Annotated in this window: 12 protein-coding genes; 7 read left to right on the top strand and 5 right to left on the bottom strand. The window is 62.1% G+C overall.

Annotation, left to right across the window (positions count from 1 at the left end; translation table 11 throughout):
- The first annotated feature begins 3 nt into the window (after positions 1 to 3).
- Genes tatC through lnt form a run of 3 tightly spaced genes read left to right on the top strand, consistent with a single transcriptional unit; the run spans position 4 to position 4,843 of the window.
- On the top strand, positions 4 to 822 hold the full coding sequence (gene tatC, locus AC1C2Q_RS00245; RefSeq protein ID WP_495448563.1) for a twin-arginine translocase subunit TatC: 819 nt from the start codon (positions 4 to 6) through the stop codon (positions 820 to 822).
- Positions 819 to 3,293 (top strand): DEAD/DEAH box helicase, encoded by a 2,475-nt coding sequence (locus AC1C2Q_RS00240; protein WP_495448562.1) that lies wholly within the window; start codon positions 819 to 821, stop codon positions 3,291 to 3,293. Before tatC ends, AC1C2Q_RS00240 begins: the two co-directional genes overlap by 4 nt.
- A gap of 11 nt (positions 3,294 to 3,304) precedes the next feature.
- Positions 3,305 to 4,843 (top strand): apolipoprotein N-acyltransferase, encoded by a 1,539-nt coding sequence (gene lnt, locus AC1C2Q_RS00235; protein WP_495448561.1) that lies wholly within the window; start codon positions 3,305 to 3,307, stop codon positions 4,841 to 4,843.
- On the opposite strand, the gene AC1C2Q_RS00230 is transcribed toward lnt, so the two are convergent.
- The 4 genes from AC1C2Q_RS00230 to AC1C2Q_RS00215 form a co-directional block, all read right to left on the bottom strand.
- A complete protein-coding gene (locus AC1C2Q_RS00230) occupies positions 4,840 to 5,211 on the bottom strand; it encodes an RNA polymerase-binding protein RbpA (RefSeq protein ID WP_495448560.1) in 372 nt (123 codons plus the stop codon). The genes lnt and AC1C2Q_RS00230 overlap by 4 nt on opposite strands.
- 113 nt (positions 5,212 to 5,324) lie before the next feature.
- The gene (locus AC1C2Q_RS00225; RefSeq protein ID WP_495448559.1) at positions 5,325 to 6,095 is read right to left on the bottom strand and encodes a glycerophosphodiester phosphodiesterase family protein; all 771 of its coding nucleotides are present in this window, start codon (positions 6,093 to 6,095) and stop codon (positions 5,325 to 5,327) included.
- Positions 6,092 to 7,024 (bottom strand): SPFH domain-containing protein, encoded by a 933-nt coding sequence (locus AC1C2Q_RS00220; RefSeq protein WP_495429055.1) that lies wholly within the window; start codon positions 7,022 to 7,024, stop codon positions 6,092 to 6,094. Before AC1C2Q_RS00220 ends, AC1C2Q_RS00225 begins: the two co-directional genes overlap by 4 nt.
- A gap of 8 nt (positions 7,025 to 7,032) precedes the next feature.
- The gene (locus tag AC1C2Q_RS00215; RefSeq protein ID WP_495429054.1) at positions 7,033 to 7,506 is read right to left on the bottom strand and encodes an NfeD family protein; all 474 of its coding nucleotides are present in this window, start codon (positions 7,504 to 7,506) and stop codon (positions 7,033 to 7,035) included.
- Positions 7,507 to 7,626: 120 nt separating this feature from the next.
- On the opposite strand from AC1C2Q_RS00215, the gene AC1C2Q_RS00210 reads away from it, so the two are divergent.
- Positions 7,627 to 8,391: an SDR family oxidoreductase gene (locus tag AC1C2Q_RS00210; RefSeq protein WP_495448558.1), complete on the top strand. Its 765-nt coding sequence runs from the start codon at positions 7,627 to 7,629 to the stop codon at positions 8,389 to 8,391.
- A gap of 5 nt (positions 8,392 to 8,396) precedes the next feature.
- Here the strand turns inward: AC1C2Q_RS00210 and AC1C2Q_RS00205 are convergent, their stop codons facing one another.
- Positions 8,397 to 8,993 (bottom strand): HdeD family acid-resistance protein, encoded by a 597-nt coding sequence (locus AC1C2Q_RS00205; protein WP_495429052.1) that lies wholly within the window; start codon positions 8,991 to 8,993, stop codon positions 8,397 to 8,399.
- Between the two features lie 140 nt (positions 8,994 to 9,133).
- Between AC1C2Q_RS00205 and AC1C2Q_RS00200 the strand changes: the two genes are divergently transcribed.
- The 3 genes from AC1C2Q_RS00200 to AC1C2Q_RS00190 are packed head-to-tail and all read left to right on the top strand — an operon-like array spanning position 9,134 to position 12,328.
- The gene (locus AC1C2Q_RS00200) at positions 9,134 to 9,541 is read left to right on the top strand and encodes a helix-turn-helix transcriptional regulator (RefSeq protein ID WP_495450520.1); all 408 of its coding nucleotides are present in this window, start codon (positions 9,134 to 9,136) and stop codon (positions 9,539 to 9,541) included.
- A complete protein-coding gene (locus AC1C2Q_RS00195) occupies positions 9,538 to 9,948 on the top strand; it encodes a VOC family protein (RefSeq protein ID WP_495448557.1) in 411 nt (136 codons plus the stop codon). The genes AC1C2Q_RS00200 and AC1C2Q_RS00195 overlap by 4 nt, the downstream gene beginning before the upstream one ends.
- Positions 9,949 to 9,970: 22 nt before the next feature.
- Positions 9,971 to 12,328, top strand: coding sequence for an ATP-binding cassette domain-containing protein (locus AC1C2Q_RS00190; protein WP_495448556.1), 2,358 nt, complete (start codon positions 9,971 to 9,973; stop codon positions 12,326 to 12,328).
- Positions 12,329 to 12,428 lie beyond the last annotated feature (100 nt).

Here is a 12,428-nt window from a genome sequence, read left to right as displayed (position 1 = left end):
GCCGTGACCGAGCTGGACGCACCGGCGCCCCCGACTGTCCGTCGTGAACGGCGCATGTCGCTCGGGGGACACCTCAAAGAAGCACGCCGTCGCCTGATCATCGCCGTTATCGGTCTGGTGATCGGCATGGTCGCCGCGATTCTCGTGACCGATCCGATCATCTGGTACATCACATCCCCGATTCGGATTCTCGACGAGCAGCGCGGAACCGACACACCGTTTGCACAGTTCGTGTTCTCCGGTGTCTCGTCAGGATTTGACCTTCGAATGCGGATTGCCTTCGCGATCGGCATGGTGTTCTCGGCGCCGATCTGGCTGTGGCAGATCTGGGCGTTCATCATGCCTGGCCTCACTCGCAAGGAGATCAAGTACACGATCGCTTTCGTGTGTGCAGCCATTCCGCTGTTCTTCGGCGGCGCATATGTCGCCGTGATGGTTGCGCCGCACGTGATCGAGGTGATGTCGACGTTCGTGCCCGAAGGTGGTGTCAACTACTTCGAAGCGAAGCAGTATTACGACTTCATCTTCAAATTCATCATCGTCATCGGCATCGCGTTCGTGCTGCCAGTTTTTATGGTGGCGCTGAATGTCGCAGGCATCATCACCGGCAAAGCAATGATCAAGGGGTGGCGCGTCGCTGTCCTGCTGTCCGCGCTGTTCGCCGCCGTCGCGACGCCGGCCGCTGACATCTTCTCGATGCTCTTACTCGCCGGCATCCTCATCGTGTTGTACTTCGCCGCAAGCCTGCTCTCGATGCTGTTCGATCGGCGTAAAAACAAGCGGCTGAAGTCCCAGGGACTTCTTCCGGACAGTGTCGTATGACCTCTCCGGCAGAGCGCTACGCCGCTGCACGAAACAAAGCATCCCACCCAGAGACCGAGGCTTTTGCGGCGCGGCAGAAGTTCGATCTCGACCCCTTCCAGATCGAGGGATGCCACGCACTCGAACGCGGGAACAGCGTCCTGGTCGCGGCGCCCACTGGGGCGGGCAAAACCATCGTTGGCGAGTTCGCAATCCACCTCGCCATGCAGACAGCGAAAGACAAGGCGTTCTACACCACGCCGATGAAAGCGCTGTCGAATCAGAAGTTCCGAGAGCTCGTCGAGGTCTACGGCGCTGATCAGGTGGGTCTGCTCACTGGGGACACGAACATCAACGGCAACGCCAGAATCGTCGTGATGACGACCGAGGTGCTGCGGAACATGATCTACGCCGACTCCGCAGGTCTCGCCGACCTGCGGTACGTGATCATGGACGAGGTGCACTACCTGGCCGACCGCTTCCGCGGCGCGGTATGGGAAGAAGTCATCATCCATCTGCCCCCGGCCGTGCGTTTGGTTTCGCTGAGCGCAACTGTGTCGAATGCCGAGGAGTTTGGCGACTGGCTCGACACCGTGCGCGGCAGCACTGAGGTCATCGTCTCGGAGATTCGCCCCGTACCGCTTGAACAGCACGTGCTCGTCCGCAACGACCTGTTGCCGCTGTTCGATGACCGCGCCGGCATCGCCACAGCGACCGTGAACCAGGAGCTGATGCGCATTCGCTCGTCGACCGGTTCGCGTTACGACAGCAACAAGCGCGCGCAGTCGTACAACAGCAACAGGCATGCGGGCCGTCAGGGACCACGCCCGAACCGCGGTGAGCGTCGCCCAGTGCGCGCTGCCAACGTTCAGCGCATCGAGCGGATGGATCGCCCAGATGTCATTCAGCTTCTCGAGCGCACCAACCTTCTTCCGGCAATCTTCTTTATCTTCAGCCGAGTGGGGTGCGATGCAGCCGTTCAGCAGGTTCGTCGATCCGGCATCCGGCTGACGAACGCGGAAGAGCGCGCCGAGATCCGTGAACTCGTCGAAGAGCGCACTCGCACGCTGCAGGATGAAGATCTCGGCGTCCTCGGGTACTTCGATTGGCTCGAGAACCTCGAACGAGGCGTGGCATCGCATCACGCCGGGCTGCTTCCGGCGTTCAAAGAGGTCGTAGAAGAGCTCTACCGTCGCAAACTGGTCAAGGTCGTCTTCGCCACCGAGACGCTCGCGCTCGGCATCAACATGCCTGCACGCACCGTCGTGCTGGAGAAGATGGAGAAGTTCAACGGCGAGGCCCGCGTCGCGATCACATCGGGGGAGTACACCCAGCTCACCGGGCGTGCCGGCCGTCGAGGCATCGACGTAGAGGGTCATGCCGTGGTGCAGTGGACCGAGGGGATGGATCCCCAGGCGGTTGCGGCGCTGGCGTCTCGGCGCACCTATCCGCTGAATTCGAGCTTCCGGCCGACATACAACATGGCGGTCAACCTGATCGACATGTTCGGTCGGCCAAGGGCGCGTCAGGTGTTGGAATCGTCGTTCGCCCAGTTCCAGGCAGACCGTGCGGTCGTCGGTCTTGCTCGTCAGGTGCGCGAAGCCGAGGGCTCGCTGTCGGGATATGTGACGGCGATGGAGTGCGAGCATGGCGATTTCCTCGACTACGCCGGCATACGCCGCGAGCTCAGCGACCTGGAGAAGAAGAACAAACAGGATTCGCATGCGCCACGCGTCGCACGAGAGAAGCGTCTCAAACGGATTCAATCGCTGCGCACTCGCATGCAGCGGCACGGCTGCCACGGTTGCCCTGACCGCGACTCGCATGCACGCTGGGCAGAGCGATACTGGAAGCTCAAGCGTCAGACCGACCGCACTCGCCAGCAGATCGAGACACGCACCGGCACCGTCGCGCGCGTGTTCGACCGTGTCGTCGAAGTACTCGCCACGCTGGACTACGTCACCGGCACAGGAGATGACACCGCGCTGACGGATGCCGGGCGCACGATGCGTCGCATCTACGGCGAACGCGACCTGCTGGTGGCGGAATCTCTGCGCCAGGGCCTCTGGCAGGGGTTGGATGCGCCGTCGCTTGCCGCAATGGCATGCTGTCTCGTTTACGAGCCGCGACGCGATGAAGCAAACTCGGGAGAGCGCGGACTGCCGCGCGGTGCTTTCCGAAGTGCATACGAGAAGACCACTGTGCTCTGGGCAGAACTCGATGACCTCGAGCAGGATCATCACCTACCGGGTTCCGAACCGCTCGCAGCCGGGCTTGCCGGTGCCATGCACGCCTGGGCGCGCGGTGCGCTCCTGGACCGTGTTCTGATCGACGCAGACATGGCAGCCGGTGACTTCGTTCGTTGGGCAAAGCAGACGATTGACCTTCTCGACCAGCTCTCCATCGTCGCGGAGGACATCACGATCGCCCGCACAGCGCGACAGGCTCTGGATGGCGTACGGCGCGGCATCGTCGCCTATTCCACGATGTGAGAATGAGACGGATGACCACACCCGCTGCCGACCCTGTGCGACGGCCCCGACCACTGCTGCCACTGTGGCTGGCTGTGCTGGTGGCCGCGCTTGCGGGGTTCCTGATGGATCTTTCTTATCCGGCGGCAAGCATCTGGTGGCTGGCCTTCCCCGCGATCGCGCTGCTACTGCTCGCACTGATCGGTCGGAGGGCCGGGGGAGCGCTGTTGGTCGGCCTCGTCTACGGCGCGGTGTTCTTCTTCATTCTCGTCTCGTGGACGAGTCGGTACCTCGGTGTCATACCGTGGGCAGCGCTCGCATCGGTCGAAGCGGGTCTGACCGCCGTGGCAGTTATTCCGATCGCGCTGGCGTATCGCTGGCTGCCTCGCGCCTTCCCAGGGGTCATAGGACGCCTTGTAGCGCTTCCTGCGGTCGTTGCAGCGCTCTGGGTGGGCAGAGAGCTGTTCCTCGGCTCCTGGCCTTACACAGGCTTCCCCTGGGCGCGGCTCGGCATGACGCAATCAGAAAGTCCCCTGGGCGCGCTCTCCTCCTGGGTGGGGGTGAGCGGACTCAGCTTCCTGATGGTGTTCGCTGTCGCAATGACCATCGAGAGCGTATGTCTGCGGCTCTGGCGCCGACCGATACGTCTCATCGTCCCGGCACTGCTGGTCACCGTGCTGCTACTGACCCCGGCGTTTCCCACCACAGACGCTGGCACGATGCGCATCGGCGCAGTGCAGGGAAACGGGCCGACCGGGTACTTCGACACGCGCGAGCCGTATTCGGTGATCCAGGCGCAGTTGGATGCGACCGAGCCCCTGATCGGTCAGGACATGGATCTGCTGGTGTGGCCAGAGGGCGGACTGGACTACGACCCGTTCCAAGATGCTTCTCTTGCCCGCCGGATGACGATGATCACCACGCGAGTCGATGCTCCGCTGCTGGCGAATGCGGCCACCGGACGGGGAGATGAGTACTTCAACACCTCGATGCTGTGGACTCAGGACGGCACCGCCGAGCAGACACATGACAAACGATTCCCTGTCCCGTTCGGGGAGTACGTCCCCGATAGGGACTTCTACAACGCGATCGTCCCCGACCTGATCGGACTGATCGGCCGTGAGTATTCGCACGGCACGAATGCGCCACTCGTTGATGTGGACGGCGTCTTGGTCGGACTGGCCATCTGCTTCGACGTGATCTATGACGAGGTCATCCACGAGGGCGTACACGGTGGTGCGCAGGTTCTGGTGTTCCAGACCAACAACGCTGATTTCCGCGGAACCGACGAGAATCTTCAGCAGCTCGCCTTCGCTCGAATGCGAGCGATCGAGACCGGTCGGAGCGTGGTGAACATCTCCACCGTCGGCGCCAGTCAGATTATCCGGCCTGACGGCTCGACCTTGGCGGCTGTTAACGCCGATGAGGCCGGTGCGATGCTCGAGGATGTCGAGCTTCGCACCGGCCTCACGGCGGGGGTTGTCCTTGGCCCTTGGTTGCAGCAAATGCTACTGTGGGGCGGACTGGGCGCGCTCCTTTTCGGGTGGTGGCGCGCCCGTGGTCGGCGCTAGGCGCCGATCTTCACATCGCCGGCTCCGCGACGCGCACGGATGAACGCAAGTCGCTCTTCGAGGAGCTCCTCCAGCTCGTCGCGTGTGCGACGCTCGAGCAGCATGTCCCAGTGGGTGCGTGCGATCTTCACGTCGGTGGCATCCGGTGTGATGGTCTTGCCATCGACACGAAGCACGGCTTCAGCACCGCACGTACGGCATTCCCATTTCTGCGGCGGCTCAGCGTCGGCCGCGAACATCAGTGAGGTCACGTGACCGCACTCGTCGCACTTGTATGTGGTCTCGCGGCGTTCCATGAAAACGACGCCCTCTTCGCTCTGTAGGCTCTGGGCGCCGAGTCGGATGCCGCGCAGGCTGCGATCTGCCATTTTGTGGTCCTCTCGTCGCTGTCAGGTATACCGGTCTCGTCTGTGCGCCCGCTCAACGTCCGCGGAATCCCGGCGGTATTCACAGGCGAATCCCAGCCCTGCGTGCTTTCGCGTCAGGAGAGGGCTTTTAGGGCGATGTCGGCGCGATCTGTGACGATGCCGTCGACACCCGCCGTAATGAGTCTGCGCATGTCTTCCGCCTCGTTGACCGTCCACACATGGACTTCCACATCGTGGCGACGAGCAGCCTGCAGCAAGGCGGGTGTTAGCACCTTCAGCCCCCCATAGTGCTCGGGTATCTGCAGCGCGTCAATGTCCCTTAGCGCCCGCGCGGGGGAGAGGCGCAGAGCGCTGAGCAAGCGTACCTGGGCGATGCTCGATTGACCTGCCGAGGTCGCGGGTGGAAGTGAGGCTCCGGCGGCCAACACAGCGGCGACTGCGCGCACGCGCCGCGCGTCCGAGAAACTGGTCAACAGCACCCGGTGTGAATGCGGGGTGATGATCGGGCCGAGAAGAGGCACCGCGGCATCCGTCTTCACGTCGATATTGAATCGACTCTCCGGGAACATATCGAGCATCTCAGCGACGGTCAGTAAGCCGCCATGAGGGGCGAGAAGTTCGGCAAGCTCGGTTGAGCGAACGTCGGCAATCGCTCGATCATCATTGAGCAACCGGCTCAAGGTCTCGTCGTGAAACAGCACGACTTCGCCATCGGCCGTGACCCGGCAGTCGGTCTCGATGTACTCCGCGCCGGCCGCATGCGCGGCAGCGAACGCCCCTGCGGTGTTCTCCCACACGGCGGAGTCCCCGCCCGACGCGGTCGTAAAACCGCGGTGGGCGAGGACTCGGGGATGCCGTGTCTTGTTGAAATACGGGTGCGTCACGCGCCCGGAGTGCCTGCGGGAGGCTGGCCAGCGCCGGGACGAGGCGTAAACGCGCTGCCGATACCCTTGAGAGCTTCGGTGAGCTCACTCGGAATGATCCAAAGCTTGCTCGACTCACTGTCAGCGATCTTCGGCAGCATCTGCAGGTATTGGTAGGCGAGGAGCTTGTCGTCAGGGGCACCCTGGTGGATGGCGCTGAAGACATTCTGAATCGCCTCGGCCTCACCCTGCGCTCGGAGCACAGCGGCTTGCTTGTCACCTTCAGCGCGGAGGATCTCGGCCTGGCGAGCACCTTCAGCTTCGAGAATCGCGGACTGCTTGGTTCCCTCAGCGGTGAGAATCGCAGCACGACGGTCACGCTCGGCGCGCATCTGCTTCTCCATGGAGTCCTGGATCGAGAGGGGCGGGTCGATCGCCTTCAGCTCGACGCGTCCGACGCGGATGCCCCACTTGCCCGTTGCCTCATCGAGGACGACGCGCAGCTGTCCGTTGATGTTGTCGCGGCTGGTCAGCGCCTCTTCGAGGTTCAACCCACCGACCACGTTACGAAGCGTCGTTGTCGTGAGTTGCTCGACGGCGCCCAGATAGTTGGCGATCTCGTATGTCGCCGCGCGAGCGTCGGTCACCTGGAAGTACACGACCGTGTCGATGGAGACGACGAGGTTGTCTTCAGTGATCACCGGCTGCGGAGGGAAAGACACGACCTGCTCGCGCATGTCGATGAGCGGGCGAAGACGATCGATGAACGGCACCAGGATGTTCAGCCCAGGTGCGAGGGTCTTGTGATAGCGGCCGAGCCGCTCCACGACGCCTGCGGACGCCTGCGGAATGATTCGGATGGATCGCGCAACGGTCACCACCACGAAGATGATGACCGCGATGGCGAGGATCCATCCGATCGCGGTGGGGATGAACGAGGAGTCGTTCACTGTTCCTCCTAGTCGTTGACGGGTCGGACGATGGCGGTCGCACCGTTGATCGCGGAGATCGCGACCGGGGCACCCGCGGGGATGGGGACTGCTGCTTCGGTGCGGGCGGTCCAGGTGTCGCCGTTGCTCACCTTCACCTGCCCCGAGATCTGAGTGATGTCTGCGAGGGCGATGCCCCGAAGTCCGATGAGTGCTTCGACGTTGGATTTCGTCGGATCCTCACCTCGATGAAGGCGCCGAAGCAGCGGGGGACGGATGAAAAGGATGAAGAGCGCAGCGGCCGCTGCGGCTACGACCAGCTGGCCCCATACCGGAAGCCCGACGAGACCGGTCAGGAGTCCCACTACACTTCCGAGGCCAAGCATGAGGAACGTGAAATCGAGCGTGAGCATCTCGATCACCAGGAAAACAGCGATCAGAACGAGCCACCCGATCCATGCCCATTCGGTGACCAGTTCGATGAAGACAGATACGTCGTTCATGGGTCCTCCTTTGCCGTCAACTTACCACGGTGTTGTGGCGCGACTGGGGCAACGAGAGGGCATTGCTAAAGTGATGGTGCCGCGCATTTCGTGGCGTTCCCCGCACCACAAGGAGTCACCGTGACCGACGTTCTGCCTGCAGGTTCTCTCGCCGGAAAGGTCGCTCTTGTGACCGGTTCTTCCCGCGGCATCGGTGCGGACACCGTCCGCTACCTTGCTGAGGCCGGCGCGGACGTCGTCATCAACTTCCGCAACAAGGCTCCGCGTGCGGAGAAGCTGGCGGCCCAGCTCCGCGAGCTGGGCGGCCGTGCACTCGTCGTGGGCGCAGACCTGACCGATCCGGCATCCGTTGACGAGATGTTCGCGCAGGTCACAGCGGAGTACGGCCACCTCGACATTCTCGTGCTCAATGCCTCAGGAGGCATGGAAGCCGGGATGGCCGAGGACTACGCCCTCACGCTGAACCGCGACGCACAGCTCAGCGTTCTCAACACCGCGCTACCGTTGCTCGGTGATGGTTCGCGCGTCGTGTTCGTGACGAGCCACCAGGCGCACTTCATCCGCACCACACCGACGATGCCGGAGTACGTGCCTGTCGCGCTGTCCAAGCGTGCGGGTGAGGATGCTCTGCGTGAACTGATCCCATCTCTTGCGGAGAAGGGGATCGGGTTCACGGTCGTCTCCGGCGACATGATCGAGGGCACCATCACCGCGACCCTGCTCGAGCGCGCGAACCCAGGCGCGATCGCCGGGCGCCGCGAATCCGCCGGCAAGCTCTACAACGTGTCAGAGTTCGCGGCGGAAATCGCTCGTGCGGCGGTCGATCAGGTGCCAGCGGACAACACCCGCCTGGTAGGAGACACCAGCGATTTCGTCACTGAGTAGAGCTGTTACTGAGTAGCGCTCGGCTCGAACACGCTCGCGATCTTTTTCTCGTCGCGGCCGAGGGTGATGGCTCGGACAATCTGGATGATGCCAAGGATCACAAGCGTGAATCCGAGGATCCACCAGAGGGCGACAGCGGCGACCAGCGGCGAGAAGATCAGGATCACGCCGGCTGCGATGCTGAGGATCGCATAGATGATGGTCCATGCCTTCGAGGCATCCTGGTTCAGCAGGGTGAGCGACACGACACCGTCGACGATCCAGCTCACGCCGAGGAAAATCGCGGTGACGAGTGCAAGCGTCGCGGTGGCGGCCGGAAGATTCACGAATGCCACGACACCGGCGACGATGTAAAGCAACCCGAGCACGATGTGCCCGATGCGTGCCCACCCACCCTTCTTGCCAGAGAAGATGCCCAGACCCACGTACACCAAGCCGGCGATGATCAGGTATGACGCGAGGATGCCGGTGACGAGCATCGCGGTTTTCAGCGGCCAGACCAGCAGCACGATGCCAGCAATCAGGGCGATGATTCCGGAGATCGCGAGAGTGATACGGATCGACTTAAACAGCGACTTCGCTTCAGCGAGTGGTTCAGACATGATGGTGCCTTTCGTTGTTGGTCCTGCGGCAGACGTGCTCAGCGTAGCGCTCAGGGGTCCGCAATGTCAGTGCTGCGTGGCAGGATCGAAACGTGGCGAAACGAGTGATCGATGAAGAACGCCTGCGCGAGTTGGTGACGATGCGCCGTGTGCGCGATCGGATCGACCGCGACTACGCCAAGCCGCTCGATGTCGAGGCCCTGGCGCGAGGAGTGCACATGTCGGCGGGGCATCTGAGCCGCCAGTTCAAGGCCGCATACGGCGAATCGCCTTACTCATATCTGATGACGAGACGTGTGGAAAGAGCGATGGCATTGTTGCGACGGGGCGACCTGAGCGTGACGGAGATCTGTTTCGAGGTAGGTTCATCTTCGCTGGGCACATTCAGCACTCGTTTCACTGAACTCGTTGGAGTGCCGCCGAGCGTCTATCGCGAGCGCGCGGTTGATGTCGCAGGCATCCCTAATTTTCAGATCAAGCAGGTCACTAGACCGATCAGGAATCAAGAAGCGCCACGGACCGCCGCGAACCTAACCTGGGCATCATGAACATCAAAATTCACTACGCATTCCTCCCACACACCGACGCCGAGGCCGCGCTCGACTTTTACCGCGACACTCTCGGCTTCGAAGTGCGTAAAGACGTCGGCTATGACGGGCTCCGTTGGCTGACTGTTGGTCCCGTCGGACAGCCTGATACTTCGATCGTGCTGCATCCTCCGGCAACCGATCCCGGGCTGAACGAGGACGAGCGACGCACCATCCTCGAGCTCATCGCCAAGGGCAGTTACGGCGCACTCACCCTCGCAAGCGACGATCTCGACGGGCTGTTCGACCAACTCGTCGCGCGCGGCGCCGACGTCGTGCAGGAACCGATGGATCAGCCTTATGGCGAACGAGACTGCGCCGTACGCGACCCCGCGGGCAATCTTCTCCGTATCAACCAGGCCGCTTGACCAATCAAAACGAAAGAAGACGATGGCTGACGCTTCTCATCTCGCAGACACTCACGATTGGATCCGTGTGCAGGGGGCACGGGAGAACAATCTCAAGGATGTCAGCGTCGAGATTCCAAAACGTCGTCTGACGGTATTCACCGGTGTGTCCGGTTCGGGCAAGAGCTCTCTCGTCTTTGACACGATCGCCGCGGAATCACGTCGCATGATTGACGAAACCTACAGCGCTTTCGTGCAAGGGTTCATGCCGTCGGTTCCTCGCCCTGACGTCGATGTGTTGGAAGGGCTGACGACTGCCATCATCGTTGATCAGGAGCGTCTCGGGGCGAATCCTCGATCGACCGTCGGAACGGTGACCGATGCCAATGCGATGCTGCGGATCCTCTTCAGCAAGTTGGGTGACCCTTACATCGGTGGGCCGACCGCCTTCTCCTTCAATATTCCTACGCAGAAGGCCAGCGGCGTGATGACAGGCCCCGGTGGAGAGAAGAAGATCGTCAAGGACGCGATCTACCTCGGCGGTATGTGCCCCAGATGCGAGGGCAGAGGATCGGTGTCCGATCTCGACCTGGCGCAGATCGTCGATGAATCGAAGTCGCTCGATGGTGGCGCCATCATGGTGCCCGGATACACCGCCGACGGCTGGATGGTGAAGGGCTTCTCGCATTCGGGGTTCTATCCGGCGGACAAGCCGATCTCTGAGTTCTCCGAGAAGCAGCGTCAGCTATTTCTGTACGGCGAGATAACGAAGGTCAAGATCAGCGGCATCAACATGACCTACGAAGGGTTGATTCCGAAGATCACGAAGGCGATGCTGTCGAAGGACCTCGATGCCCTGCAGCCCCACATCCGCGCGTTCGTGGAGCGTGTGGCGACGTTCGCGACGTGCCCCGACTGCGACGGGACGCGACTGACCGAGGGCGCGCGGTCATCAAAGATCGACGGTGTCAGCATCGCTGATGCGTGCCGTATGCAGGTGACTGATCTCGCTGCATGGGTGCGCGGACTCGACCTTCCCGGCGCAGCGCCGCTGCTTGACTCACTCAGCGCGAACCTCAATGCCTTTGTCACCCTTGGGCTCGGCTATCTCAGCCTGGAACGACCGTCGGGGACGCTGTCTGGGGGAGAGGCTCAGCGCATCAAGATGTTGCGACACCTCGGGTCCTCGCTCACCGATGTCACCTACGTGTTCGACGAGCCGACGATCGGTCTGCATCCGCACGATATCCAGCGGATGAATGAGCTGTTGCTGCAACTGCGCGACAAGGGCAATACCGTGCTCGTCGTCGAGCACAAGCCGGAGACAATTGTGATCGCAGACCACGTGGTCGATCTGGGACCGGCAGCAGGCAGCAAGGGCGGCACGATCTGCTTCGAGGGCAGCGTCGCGGGGCTCAAGGAGAGTGACACGATCACCGGCCGCCACTTGGATGACCGGGCGACACTCAAATCGGACGTACGCGACTCAGCCGGTGCAATCGAAGTGCGCGGGGCCAATGCCAACAATCTGCAGAACGTCGACGTGGACATCCCGATGGGCGTGCTCACCGTCATCACCGGTGTTGCGGGTTCGGGAAAGAGCTCGTTGATCCACGGTTCTGTCGCACGCCGCGAGGGCGTCGTCACCATCGATCAGGCCGCGATCAAGGGTTCTCGTCGTAGCAATCCGGCAACCTACACCGGAATGCTGGAGCCGATTCGAAAGGCGTTCGCGAAGGTGAACGGTGTGAAACCGGCCTTGTTCAGTGCCAACTCGGAAGGCGCGTGCCCGAGTTGCAAGGGCGCCGGGGTCATCGTGACGCAGCTCGGTTTCATGGACACGATCGAGACCCCCTGCGAGGACTGCGGCGGCAAGCGCTTCCAGGCGAGCGTGCTTGATTACAAGCTCGCGGGCAAGGACATCACTGAGGTCCTGGATCTCTCGGTTGCCGAAGCGCGCGAGTTCTTCGCTTCCGCCGAGGCCAAGATTCCCGCAGTGGTCACGATCCTCGGACGCCTGGAGGACGTGGGGCTCGGATATCTGTCGCTCGGCCAGCCATTGTCGACGCTCTCCGGTGGGGAGCGGCAGCGTGTGAAGCTTGCGATCCAGATGGGGGATAAGGGCGACGTCTACGTTCTTGACGAACCCACGACCGGGCTGCACTTGGCTGACGTAGACAAGATCCTCGAGCTATTGGATCGCCTGGTGGACGCTGGCAAGACAGTCATCGTGATCGAACACCATCAAGCAGTCATGGCGCATGCCGACTGGATCATCGACATCGGCCCTGGTGCAGGCCACGATGGAGGTCGTGTGGTGTTCGAGGGTGTGCCGGCAAACATGGTCGCGACGAAATCGACGGTCACGGGGGAGTACCTCGCCGAGTATGTCGGGGCGTGACGTGTGAAGGGCGACAACAGCGTCTGTCGCGACAATCCACTTTCCATATTGGAAAGTTAGTGATCGCTCTCCAATATGGAAAACGAGGAACGCTTCGACG

Source organism: Microbacterium sp. Y356, from assembly GCF_059445355.1.
Note: the sequence above shows the minus strand (reverse complement) of the source record. Positions and strands in the feature narration are given on the sequence as shown.

Excerpts from the sequence above, each read along its gene's own strand:
- AC1C2Q_RS00190 (WP_495448556.1), top strand. The coding sequence starts at position 9,971 with ATGGCTGACGCTTCTCATCTCGCAGACACTCACGATTGGATCCGTGTG.
- AC1C2Q_RS00205 (WP_495429052.1), bottom strand. The coding sequence starts at position 8,993 with ATGTCTGAACCACTCGCTGAAGCGAAGTCGCTGTTTAAGTCGATCCGT.
- AC1C2Q_RS00200 (WP_495450520.1), top strand. The coding sequence starts at position 9,134 with ATGCGCCGTGTGCGCGATCGGATCGACCGCGACTACGCCAAGCCGCTC.
- AC1C2Q_RS00240 (WP_495448562.1), top strand. The coding sequence starts at position 819 with ATGACCTCTCCGGCAGAGCGCTACGCCGCTGCACGAAACAAAGCATCC.
- AC1C2Q_RS00215 (WP_495429054.1), bottom strand. The coding sequence starts at position 7,506 with ATGAACGACGTATCTGTCTTCATCGAACTGGTCACCGAATGGGCATGG.
- AC1C2Q_RS00195 (WP_495448557.1), top strand. The coding sequence starts at position 9,538 with ATGAACATCAAAATTCACTACGCATTCCTCCCACACACCGACGCCGAG.
- AC1C2Q_RS00230 (WP_495448560.1), bottom strand. The coding sequence starts at position 5,211 with ATGGCAGATCGCAGCCTGCGCGGCATCCGACTCGGCGCCCAGAGCCTA.
- lnt (WP_495448561.1), top strand. The coding sequence starts at position 3,305 with ATGACCACACCCGCTGCCGACCCTGTGCGACGGCCCCGACCACTGCTG.